This is a genomic window from Bradyrhizobium sp. USDA 3397, from assembly GCF_054060965.1.
The window spans coordinates 5,378,323-5,400,121 of record NZ_JBSSDS010000001.1 but is presented as its reverse complement, the minus strand read 5'-3'; the positions used below and the strand labels follow the sequence as shown (position 1 = coordinate 5,400,121).

General features: G+C 65.5%; 15 protein-coding genes. 4 read left to right on the top strand and 11 right to left on the bottom strand.

Annotation, left to right across the window (positions count from 1 at the left end; translation table 11 throughout):
- Positions 1-15 precede the first annotated feature (15 nt).
- The 9 genes from ACVWYQ_RS24885 to ACVWYQ_RS24845 form a co-directional block, all read right to left on the bottom strand.
- Positions 16-819, bottom strand: coding sequence for a hypothetical protein (locus ACVWYQ_RS24885; RefSeq protein WP_456726479.1), 804 nt, complete (start codon positions 817-819; stop codon positions 16-18).
- 244 nt (positions 820-1,063) lie between these two features.
- Entirely contained in the window at positions 1,064-3,040 is a 1,977-nt protein-coding gene (locus ACVWYQ_RS24880) for an acetyl-CoA carboxylase biotin carboxylase subunit (protein WP_404545285.1), read from the bottom strand.
- Positions 3,037-4,653, bottom strand: a complete 1,617-nt coding sequence (locus ACVWYQ_RS24875; protein WP_404545283.1) for an acyl-CoA carboxylase subunit beta — start codon at positions 4,651-4,653, stop codon at positions 3,037-3,039. The genes ACVWYQ_RS24880 and ACVWYQ_RS24875 overlap by 4 nt, the downstream gene beginning before the upstream one ends.
- Before the next feature lie 121 nt (positions 4,654-4,774).
- Entirely contained in the window at positions 4,775-5,641 is an 867-nt protein-coding gene (locus ACVWYQ_RS24870) for a BKACE family enzyme (RefSeq protein WP_404545280.1), read from the bottom strand.
- Positions 5,642-5,839: 198 nt separating this feature from the next.
- Positions 5,840-6,640 carry a helix-turn-helix transcriptional regulator gene (locus ACVWYQ_RS24865; RefSeq protein WP_404545277.1) on the bottom strand — a complete coding sequence of 267 codons (801 nt, stop codon included), beginning with the start codon at positions 6,638-6,640 and terminating at the stop codon, positions 5,840-5,842.
- A gap of 184 nt (positions 6,641-6,824) precedes the next feature.
- Entirely contained in the window at positions 6,825-7,481 is a 657-nt protein-coding gene (locus tag ACVWYQ_RS24860; protein WP_404545276.1) for a glutathione S-transferase family protein, read from the bottom strand.
- Positions 7,481-8,644: an acyl-CoA dehydrogenase family protein gene (locus tag ACVWYQ_RS24855; protein ID WP_404545273.1), complete on the bottom strand. Its 1,164-nt coding sequence runs from the start codon at positions 8,642-8,644 to the stop codon at positions 7,481-7,483. Before ACVWYQ_RS24855 ends, ACVWYQ_RS24860 begins: the two co-directional genes overlap by 1 nt.
- 121 nt (positions 8,645-8,765) lie before the next feature.
- Positions 8,766-9,902 carry an acyl-CoA dehydrogenase family protein gene (locus ACVWYQ_RS24850; RefSeq protein ID WP_404546411.1) on the bottom strand — a complete coding sequence of 379 codons (1,137 nt, stop codon included), beginning with the start codon at positions 9,900-9,902 and terminating at the stop codon, positions 8,766-8,768.
- 130 nt (positions 9,903-10,032) lie between these two features.
- Positions 10,033-10,803, bottom strand: a complete 771-nt coding sequence (locus ACVWYQ_RS24845; RefSeq protein WP_271541792.1) for a helix-turn-helix domain-containing protein — start codon at positions 10,801-10,803, stop codon at positions 10,033-10,035.
- A gap of 185 nt (positions 10,804-10,988) precedes the next feature.
- Here ACVWYQ_RS24845 and ACVWYQ_RS24840 point away from each other — a divergent pair, with 185 nt between their 5' ends.
- From ACVWYQ_RS24840 to ACVWYQ_RS24825, 4 genes are all read left to right on the top strand, one after another.
- Positions 10,989-13,253, top strand: coding sequence for a marine proteobacterial sortase target protein (locus tag ACVWYQ_RS24840; RefSeq protein ID WP_404545271.1), 2,265 nt, complete (start codon positions 10,989-10,991; stop codon positions 13,251-13,253).
- A 175-nt stretch (positions 13,254-13,428) separates the two neighbouring features.
- Positions 13,429-13,998 (top strand): class GN sortase, encoded by a 570-nt coding sequence (locus ACVWYQ_RS24835; RefSeq protein ID WP_271541788.1) that lies wholly within the window; start codon positions 13,429-13,431, stop codon positions 13,996-13,998.
- Positions 13,999-14,132: 134 nt separating this feature from the next.
- Positions 14,133-16,349, top strand: coding sequence for an acetate--CoA ligase family protein (locus ACVWYQ_RS24830; protein WP_404545269.1), 2,217 nt, complete (start codon positions 14,133-14,135; stop codon positions 16,347-16,349).
- Between the two features lie 145 nt (positions 16,350-16,494).
- Positions 16,495-17,319 carry an MlaD family protein gene (locus ACVWYQ_RS24825; RefSeq protein WP_404545268.1) on the top strand — a complete coding sequence of 275 codons (825 nt, stop codon included), beginning with the start codon at positions 16,495-16,497 and terminating at the stop codon, positions 17,317-17,319.
- Between the two features lie 101 nt (positions 17,320-17,420).
- Here ACVWYQ_RS24825 and ACVWYQ_RS24820 read toward each other — a convergent pair whose 3' ends face one another.
- Entirely contained in the window at positions 17,421-20,411 is a 2,991-nt protein-coding gene (locus tag ACVWYQ_RS24820; protein ID WP_404545265.1) for an autotransporter outer membrane beta-barrel domain-containing protein, read from the bottom strand.
- Positions 20,412-20,728: 317 nt separating this feature from the next.
- Positions 20,729-21,769: an aliphatic amidase gene (locus tag ACVWYQ_RS24815; RefSeq protein ID WP_404545264.1), complete on the bottom strand. Its 1,041-nt coding sequence runs from the start codon at positions 21,767-21,769 to the stop codon at positions 20,729-20,731.
- Between the last annotated feature and the right edge of the window lie 30 nt (positions 21,770-21,799).

Below are 21,799 nucleotides of genomic sequence, written 5' to 3'. Positions count from 1 at the left end.
GCGGCGGCCAGCCGCTCAATGAGTACCCGGCCTAGATCCCAGCGCCCGGATCACCGGCCACGCCGCCAGTGCCGCAGCCAGATGCTTGAGCGTATGGCCGGAGACGATATGCCCCGTCGCTTCGAACACGGTCACGTCGCCGAGTTCGAACAGCTTGGCCAGCACATAGAAGACGATCACGCCGCCGAGCGGCACGCCAAGTGCGCCGGGCCGCGGGCGTGTGAACGCCAGGCCCACGGCCAGCGCCATGCCGCCGAACTGCACGACCACCCATGGCGTGAGATTCTCGCGTGCCACCCAGGCGGCTAACAGGCCCGCGATCATCGTCAGCACCAGCACCGCCTCGCCTGCGCGCGTGCTGATCCGCTCGCTGGCCGCGATGCCCAGAAAGCCTGCGAACGCCACCGCCATGCCGAGACGATCGGCGACGAGCCGTTGCGGCGCATCGGGGTCGAGATGATAGAAGCCCGAGCCGAGGCAAGTGAGGATCAACCCCACGAAGAACCAGCTCGCACCCACCGGCGCATCATAGCGGGCGCGCAGCCGCTCCGCCCCCCACACGCCCATCGCGAGAAAGGCGAGATTGCTCAGCACATCGCCGGCGTTGGGCACGCCGAGCCAGGCGCGGTCGTCGACGAAATGCGGGATGTGCCAGGCAGCGGCGGGCAATGCGGGCGCCAGAAGCGCGGTGAGCGTCAGGACGAGGAGGGCACCGATAAGATATTTCTCGCCGGTTTGGAGTGGGGCGTACGAGAGTCGGCGAATGACTGGCGGGACCAGTGCATTGGCCGGTTGAGCTTGGTCGCGCGCGCGCAGCATGAACATCTCCAGAAGTGAACATCGTTCAATATTGTTAGCTTGAAAATGAACTATGTTCAATGAGAAAGGCCGTGAGGTTTACGCGACAATCAAGATATTTAAATTACTTCATTTTCGGAACGTGAGCGGCTGCCACAGCCGTAGGGTGGGCAAAGCGAAGCGTGCCCACGATCCCGCTTGCGATCGACATTCCTAGGCACGGCCCTGCACGCCTTTGCCACCCTACGAGACCGCGTTTGTGGCGCTAACCCGCCCCGATCTCCGCGACGATGCGGCCCGTCGTGACCTGATCGCCTTCGGCGACGTCGATCGCGCTAACCACGCCGTCGATGCCGGCCTTGTGGACATGCTCCATCTTCATCGCTTCCAGCGTCAGCACCGGCTGGCCGGCGGTGACGCGGTCGCCGGGCTTGACGAGGACGGCGACCACGCGGCCGTTCATGGCGGCGCGAACCTTGCCGTCGCCGCCATTGCTTGCGGCCGCCTGCGGTGCGGCGAGGGTGAGGTCGGTGACCGCGAGCGGGATGCCGCGGTGCTGGACGTACAGCCGTTCGCCATCCCGCAGGAATTTTGCGCTGTCCATCACGCCGGCGTGCCGGAAGCGAATGGCCTCGGGATCGAGTTGGTCGATCTCGAACTTTTCCTGGCGTCCTTCGGCGGCGACCGTGTAGCTGCCGTCGCGTTCGCGCGTAATGTCGAGCTCGTGCGCATCGCCGCCGATGTCGATTTTCGCCGGCAGCGGAAAGGTGACGGCAAGGCTCCGTCCGCCCTGCCACGATGGCGCGCGCGGATTGGTGACGTAGAGCAGCAGGCCCGCCAGCGCGGTATCGAACGCGGCATCCGCCCGCGGCGCCAACAGCTCGTCGCGATGGGCGCCGATGAAAGCCGTCGTCGCCTCACCCTTGGCAAAGCCGGGATGACGCAGGCACGACAACAGGAACGCCTGATTGGTCGTCACGCCGAACGCGGTGAGCTGCTCGAGGCCAACGATGAGCCGTCCCCTCGCCTCCTCGCGATTGGCGCCGTGGCTGATCACCTTGGCGATCATGGAATCGTAGAACGGCGGAATCTCCGAGCCCGTTTGCAACGCGTGCTCGACGCGGATGCTTTCAGGCACCTGCCAGCGTGCCATGCGACCCGACTGCGGCATGAAATCCCGCGCGGCATCTTCCGAGCAGAGCCGCACCTCGATGGCGTGGCCGGAGTACTTGATGTCCTGCTGCTTGATCTGCAGCGGCTCGCCGCGCGCGATGCGCAATTGGAGCTCGACGAGATCGAGCCCGGTGATCGCCTCTGTGACGGGATGCTCGACCTGCAGCCGCGTGTTCATCTCCATGAAGTAGAACGCGCCGCTTGGATCGAGCAGGAATTCCAGCGTGCCGGCGCCCTCATAGCGCAGCGCCTTGACCGCTGACGCCGCGACCTCGCCCATCTTCGCGCGCAGCTCCGGCGTGACCGCCGGCGACGGCGCCTCCTCGATCAGCTTCTGGTGCCGCCGCTGCACCGAGCAGTCGCGCTCGCCGAGATGGATGGCATTGCCGTGGCTGTCGCCAAACACCTGGATCTCGATATGCCGCGGATTCTGGATCGCCCGCTCGAGGATGACGGTGGCATCGCCGAACGCGGCCTTCGCTTCCGAGCGCGCGCTGCGCAGCGCATCGGTGAAGGACGCCGCGTCGGTGACGAGCCGCATGCCGCGGCCACCGCCGCCGGCGACCGCCTTGATCATCACGGGGAAGCCGATCTTCCCGGCTTCGGCGAGCATGACCTCGTCGCCCTGCTCAGTGCCCTGATAGCCGGGCACGATGGGCACGCCGGCCTTCTTCATGATCTCCTTGGCGCCGGCCTTGTTGCCCATCGCCTCGATCGCCTGCGGCGACGGGCCGATGAAGACGAGGCTGGCATCCTTGCAGGCGCGCGCAAACGCCTCGTTCTCAGCGAGGAAGCCATAGCCGGGGTGAACGGCATCCGCGCCGCTGGCCCTCGCCGCTTCGATGATCGCGGGAATGTTGAGATAGGACTGCGCCGGCAAGGCTTCACCGATGCGCACGGCCTGGTCGGCCTCGCGCACATGGAGCGCATCGCGATCCGCATCGGAATAGACCGCGACGACGCCGAGGCCGAGTTTTCGTGCGCTGCGCATCACGCGCAGCGCGATCTCGCCGCGGTTGGCCACCAAAACCTTGAAGAACGGCCGGTGCTGCACTGATCCGTTCCTCATGGGCGGGCCACCGAAAACTGCATGCGCTGGGGCGTGCGTGCATCGCCCTCGCGGCAGATCGCGAGCACCTCCGACAGCACCGCGCGGGTGTCGCGCGGATCGATCACGCCGTCGTCGAGCACGCGGGCGCTGGTCGAGAACACGTCCATCTGGCCGTCGAACACACCGATGATCTCAGCCTTCATGGCGTCCAGCCTGTCCTTCTCGATCGGCTTGCCGCGGCGAGCTGCGGCGGCCTCGGTCACGATCGCCATGGTCTCGGCCGCCTGCTCGCCGCCCATCACGGCGGTCTTGGCGTTCGGCCAGGAGAAGCAGAAGCGCGGATGGAAGCCGCGGCCGCACATGCCGTAATTGCCGGCCCCGAACGAGGCGCCGCAATAGATGGTGATCTGCGGCACCGTCGCCGACGTCACCGCCTGGATCATCTTGGAGCCGTGCTTGATCATGCCGGCTTCCTCATAGGCCTTGCCGACCATGTAGCCGGTGGTGTTGTTGAGATAGAGGATCGGCGTGCGGGTCTGGCAGCAGGCCTGGATGAAATGCGTCGCCTTGTTGGCCCCGGCCGGATCGAGCGGGCCGTTATTGGTGATGATGCCGATGGCCTGTCCCTCGATGCGGGCATGGCCGCAGACGGTGGCCGGGCCGTAACTCGGTGCCATCTCGGTGAAATCGGAATCGTCGACAATGCGCGCGATCACCTGCTTCATGTCGACCGGGCGCTTGTGATCCATCGGCATGATGCCGAGCAGTTCGTCCTGGTCGTAGCGCGGCGGCTTGAACTGCACTGAGGCTTTGCCCGGCCGCTCCCATTGCAGCGCCGCCATGATCTCGCGCGCGATGCGCAACGCGTCGCGATCGTCTTCGGCGAGGTAATCGCCGAGGCCGGACACTTGCGTGTGCATCTCGGCGCCGCCGAGTTCTTCCTCGGTCGCGATCTCACCGGTCGCGGCTTTCAGCAGCGGGGGGCCCGCGAGGAACGCGCGGGTGCGGCCGCGGACCATGACGATGTAGTCGGAGAGCCCAGTCTGATAGGCGCCGCCGGCGGTGGAGGAACCGTGCGTGACGGTGACGACCGGCAGTCCCGCCGCCGAGAGCCGCGCCAGGTTGCGAAAGATGTTGCCGCCGCGAACAAAATCCTCGACGCGGTAGCGCAGCAGATTGGCGCCGGCGCTTTCGACCAGCTGCACATAAGGCAGCTTGTTCTCCAGCGCGAGCTCCTGCACCCGCAAGGTCTTGTCGAGGCCGTAAGGCTGCAACGCACCGGCGTCGATGCCGGAATCGCTGGCGCTGACCATGCAGCGGATGCCCGAGACGAAGCCGATGCCGGCGATGACGCCGCCGCCCGGGACGCTCTTGCTCGTATCAGGCACGTCGAACATGTAGCCCGCGAGCGTCGACAGCTCGATGAAGGGCGCGCCGGGATCGAGCACCAGCGCGACGCGCTCGCGCGGCAGCAATTGGCCGCGCTTGTGGAAGCGGTCCTTGGCCGCGGCCGATGCGGCGCGCGTGCGTTCTTCGAGCGCGCGCATGCGGTCGATCAGGCCGAGCATGCCGTCGCGGTTGGCCTGGTAGGCGGCGCTGCCGGGGGAGATGGTGTTTTCGATGGTGGACATTAGTGCTCCTGCCCGTCATTCCGGGGCGCGCGCAGCGCGAGCCCGGAATCCATAACCACGATCGGGAGTATGGATTCCGGGCCTGGCCCTTCGGGCCATCCCGGAATGACGGAGTGTGTGACTACCTGTTCGTCCCAAAGATCTTCCGCGCCTCGGCGGGGCTTGCGATCTCGCGCCCGGCGCGCCTGGCGCAGGCGGCGACGGCCTCGATCAGCTGGCCGTTCGACGTCACCTTCTTGCCGTCGGCGAGATAGAAGGTGTCCTCGAGCCCGGTGCGCAGATGGCCGCCGAGCTCGGCGCAGCGCTGGTGCAGCGGCCAGATCTCCTCGCGGCCGATGGCGGTGACCTGCCAATGCGCTTCGGGGCGCTTCAGCTTCAAGAGGATCGGCAGCAGTTCGGGATCTGCGGGCATGCCGGAGGCGACGCCCATGACGAAATTGTATTCGAGCGGGCCCTTGTACATGCCGACCTGGTGGTACATGCCGACGCAGCGGACGATGCCGACGTCGAAGCATTCGAACTCCGGGATGGTGCCGACCGCGTTCATGACGTCGAGATAGTCCTTCACCTTCTCGACCGAATTGTCGAACATCATCGGCGGCCAGGCCCAGCTGTTGTCAGCCTTCACCTTCAGGTAGTTCAGCGAGCCGGCGTTGCAGGCGGCGATCTCGGGCCTGGTCTCGCGGATGCAGTCGAGCGCGCCGGAATAGTTCGGCCCCGACACGCCGGAGGTGTGGTTTATGATCACGCCCGGGCAGGCTTCGCGGATCGCCTGCTGGATCTCCTTGCTGACCGCGACCTCCCAGGACGGCAGATGTCCCTTGCCCGGCGCCTGCTGCCGCAGATGGATGTGCATGATGGACGCGCCGGCCTGGAACGCAGCCTTGGCCTCGCGCGCCATCTGCTCGGGCGTCACGGGCACGTTGTGCTGCCTGGGGTCGGTGAGCACGCCGTTCAGCGCGCAGGTGATGACGGCCTTGTCGCTCATGCGTTCGATGTCTCGCAGGTTGAGAATTCAACGCTTGCGATCATGTGACGCGCGACATGCGGCTTCTTGCGCGGAGAAGCTGGGAAGAGACGAGCTTTCGTAGGGTGGACAAAGGCGCCCTTGCGCCGTGCCCACCACTGTCGGTGTTTGGCAAAGATGGTGGGCACGCTACGCTTTGCCCACCCTACGAGAGCGTGCCTAGCTCGCCTCCGCCATCCGCACGGTCTCGTTGCTGCGATAGATCGCAAGATCGCGCGAGCCGACGAAGATCGCGCGCGGCTTCAATCCGTAGAAGCGGCGGATCGAGTGGCTGAAATGCGTAGAATCGGGATAGCCGATGTCCTGCGCCAGATGGGCGAGGTTGAGGTCTTGGTTGGCGAAGTGCAGCAGATACCGGGCGCGCTTCCAGGCGCGGAAGGAGCGGAACGAGATGCCGGTCTCCTCCTTGAACAGGTGCAGGAAGCGCGAGGCCGAGAGGCCGGCTTCAGCGGCGCAGGTATCTGCCGTCACCGGCTCGCCGGAGAAGCGCTCGATGCGGGCCACGGCGCGCATCACGCGCGGATCCAGCACACGGCGCGGGAGCGCCTCGCCGAAGCACATCTCGTCGAACTCGGCCGTGGTGATGTCGCCATAGCGGCGCTGACGCAGCAAGGCGTAGGCGGCGAGGATCTTGCGGACATAAGCGGCCTGGTCCGGTCCGGTGAGGCGCGCGGCCAAGGCTTCGATCACGCCATCCGGCATGCTTTCCGGCTCCAGCGTCACGCTGATCACGGTGCGGTAGTCGCTGGCGATGGAGTGCCGCTGGTTCGGCAGGGTGACGAACAACTCGCCGGTGGCGAGAACGTCGTCGATGGTCAGGTGCAGATTGCCTTTCACCGCGACATAGACATGGCAGCAGCCGGGTGTCCGTTTGCGGGGACGGCCGAGCAGGCCTGCATAAAACACCCGCTCCGGCGTGATCAGCATCAGGTGGTCGGATTCGCGACCGTTATATTCCATTGGGTTCCTCCTCGCGCGGCTCTCTGGCCGCTGCGGACGGTGGTCACCTTAGCGGAAATTTGGGCGCTGTCACGGTAGGATAGCGCTGTCAAAAGACATGGCGCGTCGTGGACGCGCAATAGCGCGAACCGGGAATCCCGAGGTTCCGGGATCGCGCTTCCGCGCCCCGGAATGACAGCCCTCCTTACGCCCTCACCCTCGGCGCGACATTCTGCTCTTGCCCGGCCTTTTGCTCCGCAGCAACCGCGCGCTTGAAACCCTCGCGCTGCTGCAGGCGCGCCCAATAGGCCGCGACGTTTGGCCCGAAATCCTTGGCAAGCCCGATATTGCTTGCGAGCCGAAGCGCGTAGCCGATGACAATGTCAGCGGCGGTGAAGCGGCCAGCGCACAATGTTTCGGCATTCGCGGTCGCTGCCTCGACCGCGCGCAGTCTCCCCAGAAACCATTTCGCGTAATCGGTGGCGACCTGCGGGTTGCGGCGCTCCTCCGGCTCAAGCTGGGTGTATCTCAGCACCAGCGTTTGCGGGAAGGTTAACGTGGCGTCGCTGAAGTACATCCAGTTCAGGAACATGCCGTAGGCGGGATCTTCAGGGCCGACCATCAAGGGCGTCGGGCCGTATGTGATGCCGAGGTAGTGGCAGATGCCGGAGGACTCCGTCATCCTGGTCTCGCCGTCGATCATGAAGGGGATGGTGCCGAGCGGATTGAGCGCGAGATAATCCTTGGCGAAGACGCGCGGCGGGAACGGCAGCATCTTCAATTCATAGGGCAGCCCCATCTCCTCCAGCATCCAGAGCGGACGGAACGAGCGCGCGGCGTCGCAATGATAGAGCGTGATCATCAGGCGTTTCCTTTGCTGCCGGGCAGCGTGCCCATCATCTTGCACAGGACCATCAGCATGACCTCGTCGGCGCCGCCGCCGATCGAGGTCAGGCGGCTGTCGCGATAGGCGCGGCTGACCGGTGTCTCGTTGGTAAAGCCCATTCCGCCCCAATATTGCAAGCAGGCGTCGGTGAGCTCGCGGCCGAGCCGGCCGGCCTTCAGCTTGGCCATGGTCGCGAGCCGCGTCACATCCTCGCCGGCGACCAGCTGCTCGCCGGCGCGATAGATCAGCGCGCGCAGGAGCTCGACCTCCGTCTGCATCTCCGCGAGCTTGAAGTGCACGACCTGGTTGTCGAGGATGGACTTGCCGAAGGCTTTGCGGTTGCGGGTGTATTCGATGGTCTGGTCGATGATGTATTCGTGCGCCTTCAGACAGGCGGCCGCGCCCCACAAGCGCTCCTCCTGGAACTGGATCATCTGGTAGGTAAAACCCTGGCCCTCCTCACCGATCCGGTTGCGCTTGGGCACACGGACATTGTCGAAGAAGATCTGCGCGGTGTCGGAGGAGCGCATGCCCATCTTGTCGAGCTTTCGCGCGACGGTGACGCCCTTGCTCTTCATGGGAACGCAGATCAGCGACTTGTTGCGGTGAACGGGGCCGTCGCCGGTTTTGGCGAGCAGGCAGATCCAATCGGCCTGGGTGCCGTTTGTGATCCACATCTTGCCGCCATTGATGACGTAATCGTCGCCGTCGGAACGCGCCTGGGTCTTGATCGAGGCGACGTCCGAGCCTGCGCCGGGCTCGGAGACGCCGATGCAGGCGACGTAGTCACCGGAGATCGAGGGGGTGAGGAATTCGCGCCGCACCTCGTCGGAGCCGAACCGCGCCAGCGCGGGCGTTGCCATGTCGGTCTGCACCCCGATCGCCATCGGCACGCCGCCGCAGGTGATGGCGCCCAGCTCCTCCGCCATCATCAACGCGTAGGAATAGTCGAGGCCCGAGCCGCCGAACTCCACCGGCTTGTTCAGGCCGAGGAAGCCGAGGCTGCCCATTTTCTTGAATAGCTCGTGCGCGGGGAAGATGTCGGCCTTCTCCCACTCATCGACGTGCGGATTGATCTCGCCCGCGATGAATTTTTGCAGGGAGCGGCGGATGTCGTCGTGGTCGGCGGTGAATAGCATTCTGTCCTCTCGTCATTCCGGGGCGCGCGTAGCGCGAGCCCGGAATCCATTCTTCTACGGTACGTGCGGCCCGATGGATTCCGGGTTCGTGCGCGTTGCGCACGCCCCGGAATGACCGGGCTCACAACCCCATCTGCCGCGACGCCAGATCCTTCATGATCTCCTCGGTGCCGCCGCCGATGGCGTTGACCTTGACCTCGCGGTAGATGCGCTCGGCCTTGATGCCGCGCATGAAGCCGGCGCCGCCGAAGATCTGCACCGCTTCCGAGGCGCAGAACGCCATGGTCTGCGTCGCCTGGTTCTTCATCATGCAGATTTCGGCGACCGGGCTCTCGCCCTGCTCGAGCCTCCAGGCCAGCATCTCCAGCATGGCTTGCGATGCCGCGACCTTCTGCGCCATGTCGACGATCTTGTGGCGGATGACCTGGTGCTGTGCGAGCGGCTTGCCGAAGGTCTGGCGCTCCCTGGCGTAGGCGATCGCCTCGTCGAGGCAGACGCGGGCAAAAGCGGTGCAGCTCGCGGCCATGCCCATGCGCTCGCTGTTGAAGTTCTGCATGATGATCTTGAAGCCCTGGCCCTCCTCGCCGATCAGGTTCTCGGCTGGCACGCGGCATGCGTCGAAATGCAGCGTCGCGGTGTCGGAGGCCCACCAGCCCATCTTCTTCAGCTTGGTGCGCGACAGTCCGGGCGTATCGCCGTCGATCAGGAGCAGGCTGACGCCGCCGGCGCCCTCGCCGCCGGTCCGCACCGCAACCGTCAGGTAATCGGCACGCATCCCTGACGTGATGAAGGTCTTCTCCCCGCTCACGACGTAATGATCGCCGTCGCGCCGCGCGCGGGTGCGCAGGTTCGCGACATCCGAGCCGCCGCCCGGCTCGGTGATCGCCAGTGCGGAGATCTTCTCGCCGGCCAGCACCTGTGGCAGCACGCGTGCCTTCACCTCGGCCCGTGCGGCCCGCGCGATCGGGGGAGAGCCGATAGTGTGGCTCATCAGACTGGCGCTGACGCCGCCCGCGCCGGCACGCGCAAGCTCCTGGCTCGCGACGATCTTCATGAACTGGTCGGCGGCGATGCCGCCATATTCCTCCGGGAATCCAAGTCCCAGCAGGCCGATTCCAGCCGCCTTGCGATAGAGCTCGCGCGGGAATTCGCCGGCTTCGTCCCAGTCATGGGCGAACGGCGCGATCTCCTTCTCGACGAAGCGCCGCATCACGTCGCGGAACGCGTCATGCTCGGCGGTATAGAACGGGCTCTTCATCGCGAGACTTGCCTCGACCGGATTCGTCTCGGCCACCATGGCTCGAACCTCGGCCGCTCACTTGCGCGGAGTGGCTGATCGGCGCGGACGCTTCGAGCAAGCCAGCAACGCACCCCCCAGCGGATTGCTGTCACAACGTCAGAAACAGCGCAAACGGCTCTTCCACCGTGCGGCGCAAGTGCTGTCGGTACAGGACATGGTTGGGATCCTCGGGCGCGACCCGGCCCAAGGAAGGTTTTGGGATATTCCGGAGCGGCACATAGGCGATCGGCGCCGCGATCGGCGTGAGCTGCGAGCCGGGTCCTGCGCGCAGCGTCGAGATGATGCCGTACATCTCGCCTGATACCGTCGGCCGCGACACCGTGATCACGCGGTGCTGGCCGTGCTTGATGATGACGAGGTAGATGAAGCCGGACTGATGGGGGACGGCGACCTCGCCGGTATGCTCGTAGGCGGCATCGGTCCGCTCGCCCTCGCGAAAGACCAGCGACGAGATCTTCGGCTCCCAGGCGATCTCGGTGCGATAGGCGAAGATCGCGTCCTTGTCGCCGAACGACGGCCGCAGGGTGATGTAGACGTCCTCGAGCCAGGTCACCGCGCGGTGGGCATAGGAGCCGAGGCTGTCGGGCGCGACGTCGTTTGCGGCCGGCGGCGTCGACACGACGACACTTTTGCGCAAGGAGACGCCGAGCGCCTGCTCCAGCCGGACCGTCGTCGCCAGCGTGAACGGCCGCCGACCACCGAGCACCTTCTCCAGCGTCGAAAGGCTGAGCTTGGCCTGCTCGGCCAGCGCCTGCCGCGACATCCGGCGCCGGGCGAGCTCCTCGCGAATGGTCTCGGCGATCTCGCGGCTCTGCTCGTCGGAAAGCTGCTTGTCGGTGAGTTTGTCCTGCGTCTGCATCGTCAGCCCCGCTCCAGGCCGTCACTCTAGCAGGGCGGACAAACCAGCACAAAACCGCACATGACCGCCCCGGCTCAAGCGAGCCTGGGCCGGCCGCGGCGGAACATTGCCGATCATTCTGCTCGCGAAAGGCCGCCCCGCGGGCGGATGCTGAGGACCAGCAAACCTGCTTCGGAGCAAGCCAAATGAACGCCTACGACACGGCCGATAGCGACGACCACCCGCTGTTGAGCCGCCTCATCAAGGTCGGACTGTTCCTTCTGGCGCAAGGCATCGCCGTGATGCTGGTCGCCTTCCTGGCCCTGCTGGTGAGTTTCGGGGCGAGCTGGTCGGCAACGACCGAACAGGCCAGCCTGCTCCAGCCCGGCGAAGCACGGTCGGGCAGCCTGCTGCTGAAGGAGGACGGCGCCACCCTCGAGGCGATCCGCCTCGGGACCGATATCGACATCACCGTGTCGGGCGCGACCTTGCGCGCCCGCGTCACGCAAGCATTCCGCAACCCGACCAAGGATTGGGTCGAGGCCACCTACGTCTATCCGCTCGCAGCCGGCGGCGCCGTCGACACGCTGAAGATGGTGGTCGGCGATCGCGTCATCATCGGAGACATCAAGGAACGCCAGCAGGCGCGCGTGATCTACGAGGAGGCGCGCCGCGCCGGCCAGAAGGCCGCGCTCACCGAGCAGGAGCGGCCGAACATCTTCACCAACTCGGTTGCCAATATCGGTCCCGGCGAAACCGTGCTGGTGCAGATCGAGTACCAGGAGCCGGTGCGTCAAGTCGGCAACGAATATTCGTTGCGCCTGCCGCTCGTGGTCGGGCCGCGCTACAATCCCGCACCAATCATCCAGAGCGTCGAATTCCGCAAGGATGGCTCGGGCTGGGGCGCGGCGACGTCGGACCCGGTGCCTGATCGCGAGCGCATCTCACCCCCTGTGCTGGATCCCGCCAAACATGCGCCGGTCAATCCGACCAGCATCACGGTGCGCCTGCAGGCCGGCTTTGCGCTCGGCGAGGTCACGAGCCACCATCACAACGTCAAGACGGAAAGTCCTGATAACATGACGCGCGTGGTGACGCTCGCCGATGGAGCCGTTTCCGCCGACCGTGATTTCGAGCTGACCTGGAAGCCGGTTGCCGAGAACGCACCGTCGGTCGGCCTGTTCCGCGAGCACATTGGCGATGCCGATTACCTGCTCGCCTTCGTCACCCCGCCGAGCGCCGAGCAGGCGGCGCAGAAGCTGCTGCCGCGCGAGGTCGTGTTCGTGATCGACAATTCCGGCTCGATGGGCGGCACGTCCATCGTGCAGGCCAAGGCAAGCCTGCTCTACGCTCTCGGCCGCCTGCAGCCGAATGACCGCTTCAACGTGATCCGTTTCGACGACACCATGGACATGCTGTTTCCGGCCTCCGTACCGGCCGATGCAACGCATATCGGCGAGGCGACCTTCTTCGTCGGCGCCTTGCAGGCGCGCGGCGGCACCGAGATGGTGCCGGCGATGCGCGCGGCGCTGACCGACAGGCTCGGCGACACCGGCATGGTCCGCCAGGTCGTGTTCCTGACCGACGGCGCGATCGGCAACGAGCAGCAATTGTTCGATGCGATCACGACGATGCGCGGCCGTTCGCGCGTCTTCATGGTCGGCATCGGGTCCGCGCCCAACACCTATCTGATGACCCGCGCCGCCGAGCTCGGCCGCGGCGCCTTCACCCATATCGGCTCCACCGAGCAGGTGGAGGAGCGCATGCGCGGCCTGTTCGCCAGGCTGGAGAATCCGGCCGTGACCGGCCTCACCGCAACGTTCTCCGAAGCGCAGGCCGACATCACCCCGGCGATCATTCCCGACGTCTATCGCGACGAGCCCCTGGTGCTGGCGGCGAGGCTCGACAAGCTCGCAGGCTCGCTCGATATCAAGGGCCGCGTCGGCGACCGTCCGTGGTCGGTGACGCTGCCGCTGCAGAACGCAGCCGAAGGCAAGGGCTTGTCGAAGCTCTGGGCCAGGCGGAAGATCGCCGATGCGGAGGCCGCGCGCACCCTGCGCGAGATGACGCCGGAGGAAGCTGACAAGGCGATCCTGGCGCTGGCGCTCGACCATCAGATCGTCACGCGGCTGACCAGCCTCGTCGCGGTCGACAAGACGCCAAGCCGTCCCGAAGGCGAACCGCTCAAGCTCAGCGAGCTGCCGATTAACCTGCCCGCGGGCTGGGACTTCGAGAAGGTATTCGGCGAGCGGCCGCATCTGACGCCAACGCAGCTGCACGAGCGCCATGCCGATGCGCGCAATCAGCCGGCGACGCGACGGCCGATGCCTGCTGCGCCCGACGCGATCCGCCTGCCCAAAACCGCGACCTCGGCCGAGCTGAAGATGATCGCAGGCTTCATCCTGATCGTGCTTGCCCTGATCCTGTTCGTGTTCAACCGGCGTCGGACCTTGCTCACCGACGCCGCTTGAGAGAGGAGCCCCCCGAACTCCTCTGTTAGCGCGCGCGGCTGCCCGTCCCTTCCAAACGGCCGCGCGCGCCTTTTTTCTCACCATCATTGCGAGCGCAGCGAAGCAATCCAGGCTGCCTCTGCTGAAAGACTCTCTGGATTGCTTCGCTTCGCTCGCAATGACGAGTGTGGATAAAATGCCCCGCGTCATCTCTCCGCTGATCCTGGCGCTGATCGGCCTCGTCCTGTTCGGCGACGGCGCCTATATCCACGCCAAGGCGTGGCTGGCGCAGGTGCTGCTGGAGCGCGCTTTCGACACGAGTGTGGCGACGGGCGTCGCGGTAAAGCCCTGGTCATGGGCCGACACCTGGCCGGTCGCGCGGATCGAGGTGAAGCGGATCGGTGCCAGCGCCATCGTACTGGAAGGCGCGAGCGGGCAGGCGCTCGCTTTCGGGCCCGGCCATATCCAGCACACGGCTGATGCGGGCGAACGCGGGATTGCCGTCTATGCCGCCCATCGCGACACTCATTTCCGCTTCCTGAAGGATGTTGCCATTGGCGACGTCATCGATGTCACGCGCAGTGACGGTCGACACTTTCGCTATCGCGCGGATTCCTCGGCCGTGGTTCGCTTCGATGCATCCGGCATCGATCCCATGGCACAGGGTTTCGAGCTTGTTCTCGCGACCTGCTGGCCATTCGATGCAGTCACATCCGGACCCGAGCGCTACATCTTGCATGCGACATTGATTGGCGCCGACGGATAGATCGCCGATCGGACTGACACGCACCGGTGCGCGCTTCATTCCACCACACGGCATACCAGCCACACAGTTGCCAAAGGACTCGCCATAGAACAGAGTGACGCGACACCAATAAGAACAACAGGTGAGGTCACGCCATGGAAGCCCATGTGTCTGCTGCGTCCGCGTCCCGTCCATGGTTTCCGCCACCCGATGCCAGCGACATCGTCAAGGGCATCCATGCCATGCTGCACCCGCATAACGTCGTGCTGGTGGGCGCGACCGACAAGCCCGGCAACTATGCCGAGCGCATCTGGAACAATCTGATCAAGTACGGTTTCGAAGGCGGGCTCTATCCGGTCAACGCCAAGCGGGACACCATCTGGGGCGTTCCCTGCTACAAGGATTTTGCGAGCCTTCCGGAGAAGCCCGATCACGTCCTGGTGCTGGTGCCTGCGCGCTTTGCCGTGCAGGTGATCCGCGATGCCGCCGCAGCCGGCGCGCGTTCGGCCACCATCGTCACCTCCGGCTTCAGCGAGCTGCAGGATGACGAAAGCCAGAAGCTCGCTGCCGAACTGCAGGCGGCCGTGCGCGAGACGGGGCTCGCCGTCACCGGCCCGAACTGCCTCGGCAATTTGAGCGCCGGCGAAAAGCTCTTCACCAATATCGACGATCGCATCGTCACTATGGAACAGGGCGCGGTGGCGATCGCCGGCCAATCCGGTGCCATCGTCATGGCGATCCGCCAGACGCTGGAAGACCGGGGCGTCGGTGTCGGCTACATGGTGACCACGGGCAACGAGGCCGGGCTCGAAACGCCGGATCTGATGCGCTATTTCGCCGAGGATCCGAGCATCAAGGTGATCGTCGTCTATCTCGAAGGGGTGCGCAACACCAAGGCGTTCCGCGATGCCTGCAAGGCGGCGCGCGCGGCGAGCAAGCCGGTGATCGCGCTCAAGCTCGGCGCCTCCGAAGGCGGCCGCGCCGCGGCGATGGCGCATACCGGCGCGCTCGCCGGCTCGATCGAGACGTTCGACGCTATCGCGACGCGCGAAGGTGTGATCCGGGTCGGCGGCCTCGACGAGCTGATCGAGACCACCGAGTGCTTCGTGCACGCGGCCGTTCCGAAAGGCGACCGGCTCGCCGCGGTGACGCTCTCCGGTGGCAAGCGCGGCATGCTGATCGACGCCTTCTACGCTGCAGGCCTGAACTTCGCGCCGCTGAGCCCGCATGTCAGCGCGGAGCTGGCGAAGATGCTCGGCCCCGGCTCGATCGTCGGCAATCCGCTCGATGCCGGCTTTGCCGCGGTGGTCGATCCCTCCGTCTACATGAAATCGATCAAGCTGATGATCGACGACCCCGATATCGACATCGTCATCGTCGATGCCGAACTGCCGAAGGCGCCGCACGAGCTGCGCGAGCGAAATTTGCGTATCGTCAACGAGATGGCGAGCAAGGCGGGCAAGCCGGTGATCTACATCAGCGCGATGTCGATCGGCTTCACCGAGTACACCAAGGATTTGCGGAAGTCGCTGCCGCATCTCGCGGTGATGCAGGGCATGGACCGCGCGGTGACCGCAATCAAGTCGCTGCTCGCCTATGCGAAGCTGCGCAAGGAGGTGCCCGATATCGTCTCGAGCTCGAAACCCGCCGCGCGCGCCGTGCTGGAGAAGACGTTGACATCGGCGACCGGCGCCGCGCTCGACGAGGTCGCCTCGAAGAAGCTGCTCAAGGCCTACGGCATCCCGATCTCGAAGGAGGCGATCGCACAGACCGCGGCAGACGCCGTCAAAATTGCCAAGCAGATCGGCTTTCCGGTCGTGGCAAAGCTCGTCAGTGCGGAGATCCTGCACAAGTCCGACATCGGCGGCGTGGTGCTGAACCTCAACAGCGCAGCCGAGGTGAAGAAGGCGTTCGCCGACATCACCGCGCGCGTGGCGAAGCTCAAGGGCAAGCCGAAGCTCGACGGCATCCTGATCGCGCAGCAGGTCAAGGCCGAGCTCGAGCTGGTGGTCGGCGCCTCGCTCGACGCCGAGATGGGGCCGGTCGTGCTGTTCGGCACCGGCGGCATCGACATCGAGCTGATGAAGGACGTCGCGCTCGCCGGCGCGCCGCTGGACGAAGCCGCAGCACGGCTCCTGATCGGCCGCACCAAGGCCGGCATCAAGATGCGCGGCTATCGCGGCAGGCCGGTCTTGCACGAGGCCTCGGCGGTGAAGGCCCTGGTCGGGCTATCCAACCTGATTGTGGATGCGGGCGATCGTATCGCCTCGATCGACATCAACCCGTTCCTGATCAACACCAGGACTGGCGTGGCCGTCGATGCCCTGATTGTGCTGAACAATGCAGCCGCAAGGCGGGCGGCCGGGCATTGAGAAGCGTAGGGTGGATTAGCGCAGCGTAATCCACCAAATTACATGGCTGCGGAGCGAAAGCGGCGGGTTACGCTTCGCTAACCCGCCCTACGTAGCATCGCGGGCTCCTTCCAACTTCCCCGCTTTGGCCGTAAAATCCCCCCACATGGCACGCGCGAGCAATCTTGTGATCGGAACGGCAACGCTGGCGGCGATCGCCGTGGCGTTCGGCGGCCTGCTCGGCGTGCAGAAATGGCGCACCATCCAGAGCCGCAGCCAGTTGCGCGTGGTGTTCGAGGGCGGCTCCGCCAGCGGGCTGCGCCGCGGCGGGCCGGTCAATTTCGACGGGGTGCCCGCCGGCCAGATCCAGTCGATCAAGCTGGAGAGTCCGCGCAGGATCGTGGCGCTCGTCATGCTCGACAACACCGCACCGATCCGCAAGGACACCGTGGCCGGAATCGAGTTCCAGGGCCTCACCGGCATTGCCGCGATCTCGCTGATCGGCGGCGCCCCCTCTGCACCGGCGGTGCCGCTGGACGCGGATGGGATTCCCGTGCTGACCGCCGATCTCAGCGACGCCGAAACCATCGTCGAAACCTTGCACAGCGTCGACCGCACCATCGTGAACAACGCCCCAGGGATCAAGGAGGGCCTGCACACGTTCGAGACCTATACCGCCGACCTCAGGAGCAAGGGCGCCGAGATCGATTCGGTCATGGCCAAGGTCGATAGCGCCTTTGCGGGCTTCGACAAGGCGGTCGCCAAGATCGAGGGCGCGGTGCCGGGCTTCGTCGATGGCAAGGCCGACGAGCTGTTCGAGAAGATCCAGGGACTGCACGAGCTTGCCGGCACCATGAAGAAGAAGTCGGCATCCTACCTCGAAGACATTCGCCGCTCGCTGCTCGACGTCAGCGAGGCCGCCAACAAAATGAGCGGCACGCCGGCGCCGCCGCGGCCCCCGCGCCGGCCCACGGAGCAGAAGCAACGCTAAAGGGCGATGCGATTAGGATGAATCGTCATCGCGCTTTAGCTTATGTTTGAGCATGATCTTTTCGGAAAGCCGCTACACACTTTTCCGGATCATTCTCTAGCCTACCACGCGTAGCGCACCAGACCCTTGCCGGCATAGGAGCGCGTGACGTTCGAGAACTCGCCCTCGAAGGTCGCCGATGCGGACCAGCCGTTCATCCAGTTCATCTGCATCGATGCCGTGGTCAGCGCCGAATCGCGCGCCAGGGCGGCGCCGCTCACGACGAAGGCCGAACCCGGCAGCGTCTGGAACACGGCTGCGGCCGTGCGGTCCGGATTGTAATCATGCGCCCAGGCGAGCCGGCCGCGCAGGGTCATCAGGCCACCGGCCGCGGCAAAGGACCGGTCCGCGCGCAGGCCGAGCTCGGAGCGGGTGCTGGTCACGTCCTTGGCACCATAGCTGAGCGCGAAGACGTTGCTGCCGACCACGGCCGACTCTGCGTAGGAGGGAAGGCCAAACAAGGTGGCCTGTAGTGCGGCGTAGGGCGTGACGCCGGCCCATTGCATGGCGTAGCGATAGCCGCCCTCGATGCGGCCCGAGACCGCGTTGGCGTTGAACTGCGCCCGCAACTGGTCATAGCCCGCGGCCGTCACGACGCGATTGGTCGTAACGTCCTGCCAGCCATAAGCGAGCGCCGCCGTGACATAGGCAGGTCCGGCCGCATGACGCACGAAGGCGCCGGCCTGGAACAGATCGGAGCGCCCCCAACCGAGCCCGCTGACGTTGAATCCGGTCCCGCCGCCTGCGAGGGAGAAGCCCGCAATCGTCGACGGCGATAAGCGGTAGTCGAGGCCCACGGCGGTGCCATAGACGCTGCTGGTGGTGTTGTTCGAGCCGAGGCCGGCGTTGCCGTCGGTGGTCTGCGAGCCGCCATAGCCGGCCGCCCACACGTCCCAGCGCTGCTCGAAGGTCGCCGCCGGAGCCTTGATCGCGGCGAACGCGTCGCGCGCGTTCTTGCCGCGCGCTTGAGCATCGGGGGCAAACGGCGTCGCACCGGACGTGCCGCTGCGTCCCGAGTCGAAGACATCGGTCAGCAGGCCGAGAAACAGGTTCATCGCGTTGAAGGTGGTCTGCTGCGCCCCGGTCGCCGGCTCGCCGGAGGCCTGCGCCAGGCCGCTGGGCCCGAGGCCTGCGAATTCGGCTTGCAGGAAACCGTTGGCATTGAAGAAATCCTGAAGCGTCGTCGCGACGTTCTTCTGATTGACGTTGAGCGCGTACTTCGCGCCGTAGTCGAGCGCAAAATCGAGAAAGACCTCGTTCGATCCGACACTCGTCGTCCCGATGAGGCCGCCCGGCGCGGCAACGCCGGAAAAATTGCCGCTGGAAGTGCCGAGGAACTGCATGATCGAGTAGTGCTTCATCACGGCGGCGCCCGCATACAGCGCGACACCGACCGTGCCGTTCAGCGCCACATTGCCGCTGACGAGCGCATGGCTCGCGCTCGATCCGCTGCCGACCTGCACGACGTAAACCGAGCCGGGCTGGAAGGCGAGATCGCCCTGAACCTGCATGCTCGAGCCCGGTCCCCCGTCACCCGGCGCATAGATGCCGCCGCTGGCGATCGCGGTATTGCCGACGATGCCGGCGCCGAACAGCGCGCCGCCCGAATTGACGGTGGTCAGGCTGGATTGGGAGATATCGCCATCGACCCGCAGGATGCCGCCATTCACCGTAGTGGTGCCGGTGTAGGTGTTCGTGCCCGAGAGGATCAGCGTGCCGCTGCCGACCTTTTCCAGCGAACCCGGCCCGATCGGGCGGCAACCGCAGGGATCGTAATCGCCGATGACGCCGCTGACGTCGGTCGAGAGGTTGTTGCTGCCAACGACGAGGGTATTGGCGCCGCCGATGTAATAGAAACCGCTGCCTTCGATCGAACCCGCGGTGATGCGGCCGTCGCCGTTCGGACCGACGCTGACGCCGAAATCGACGATGCCCGTTCCGGTGGTGATGAAGCGGGCGTTTCCGCCGGTGGAATTGTCGAAGAACTCGGTTTTGCCGCCTGCCTTTGTGATGATCGTCGCATCGCCGGCCGTCGTGAACGCGCCGAAATTGGTGAGACCGTCGGCTTCATTGATGATGGTTGCATGGCCGGCGGTCGCCGTATCGGAGCCGGCCAGCGTGCCGAACACGGTCCCGCTGAAATCCTTGTTCACGATCGCCGCCGAGCCTGCCGAGGCCTGTTCGACGAATGCGGTGCTGCCGCCGTTCTGGTTGGTGATGCTGGCGGTGCCGGCATTGGTCCGTGCGAAGAAGCCGATCAAGCCGCCGTCGTTGACGATGGTCGCCCGACCGGCGGTCGCGGTGTCGGAGCCGCCCCCGTTCGGGTCGCCGAAATACAGCTGGCCGTTGTTGGTGATGGCGATCGAGCTGGCGGAGCTGGCGTTGCGAAACAGCGTCGTCCCGGAGAAGGCGTTCAGGAGCGAGGTGACCCCGGACGTGTCGGCATTGACGACGCTGAAGAGGCCTTCATTGGTGACGGCGCCGACGATGCTCGCGGTATGCGTCGCGTCACCGAGCTGCAGGGATCCGCAGTTGCAGATGAATGTGCCTCCGGCATAGGTGTTGGCCCCGAGCAGCGCCAGGGTGCCCGAGCCCTGAACGTTGATGCCGCCGCTGCCGACGATGCGCGAAGCGATCATGGCCGACGGATCGCTGGTGCCGGTTACGTCCGCGGTGATGAAGGTGGTGCCGCCCGGAGCCAGCCTGAGATCGCCGCCCTGGATGGTGTAGATCGAACTGTCGCCCGTGATGTCGAACCCCACCAGGCTGGTGAGTTGCACGCCAACCGGCGTCACCGTCACCGTGCCGCCCGTGGCCGGTGTCGAAGGACCGCTGCTGCCGAATTGCGTGCCGGCTGATGCGGGGTCATAGGCGGTGCTGACCGCGCCGAAGGCGTCCGTCCAGTTGGTCGCGGTGTTGTCCCAAACGCCGCCTCCGCCGTTGACGGCGCCGTTCGGCGTGATCTGCGATCCGTTGAAGACCTGCTGTGCCTGGCTGGGACCGGCCAGAGACACCGCGCTGAAGACGAGGCCCGCCCCGGATGCCGTGCGCATGGCCGCGGCACTCCGAAGCAGGCAACCCCACCCGCTCGATCGCAACCAGGCCCTCAACACGCGTCCCCCAACCTGCGGCGCTCCCCAATGGCGCCGCGGGAACTTAGGCGATGAAGACGGGCAGTAGAACTACGGGAGCTCGAGAATCCGCCGATGCGACCGAGATTCGGCCAGATTCGACAGCCCATGTTGCGGCCGCGCCACGGTTTTGCAGCGCCATTCCCATTCCGCGCATGAACGAATGCGTCAGGACGACCGCCGTCATGGATGGCTATTCACATCTGGCTGGTCGTCCAACACGCAGGGCTGGCGAAGGCTCAATAGTTGCTCGGAGACGACCCATTCGGAATGCCATCGATCGGACATTCATCAGTGCCCGGCGTCGAGCGGGTCATTGCCTCGACCATGTCGCGCGTGCCTTCGGGATCCCTAATCCAGTTCTTGTAGAAATCATACGGGCACGCGGCGACGCCGCGCGGGCTGTCGCCGGAATTGATCATGCCGGTGTAGCCGCGATGAACGAGCTTGTAGAGATGGTTCTGCGACTGGCCGTTGCGGCGCGCGTCGCGGATCAGATGCTTCGACAGCTGGGCGTACTGGATGCCGTAATCCTCCTCGCCGCATTCGCCGAGCGTGCGTCCGTCGAAGCCGATGATCGCGGAGTGACCGAAATAAGAATAGACGCCGTCGAAGCCGGCGGCATTGGCGACCGCGACATAGACGTTGTTGGCCCAGGCCATGGCCTTTGAGATCATGACCTGCTGCTCCTTGGCCGGATACATGTAGCCCTGGCAGCGCACGATCAACTCCGCCCCCTTCATGGCGCAGTCGCGCCAGATCTCCGGATAATTGCCGTCGTCGCAGATGATCAGGCTGACCTTGAGGCCTTTCGGCCCCTCGGAGACATAGGTGCAATTGCCGGGGTACCAGCCTTCGATCGGCACCCAGGGCATGATCTTGCGATACTTCTGCACGATCTCGCCCTTGTCGTTCATGAGGATCAGGGTGTTGTAGGGCGCCTTGTGCGGATGCTCCTCGTGGCGTTCGCCGGTGAGCGAGAACACGCCCCACACTTTGGCCTTGCGGCAGGCTTCCGCGAAGATCGCGGTCTCCTCGCCCGGCACCATCGAGGCCGTCTCGTACATCTCCTTGGCATCGTACATGATGCCTTGTGTGGAATATTCCGGGAAGATCACGAGATCCATGCCGGGCAGCCCGACCTTCATGCCGACGATCATGTCGGCGATCTTGCGGGCGTTGTCGAGCACCTCGGCCTTGGTGTGCAGGCGGGGCATCTTGTAATTGACCACCGCGACGCCGACCGTGTCGTTGCTGCTGGAGATGTCACCGTGAAGCATGTCGAGCGCTCCTGTTGTCTGATGCTGGCG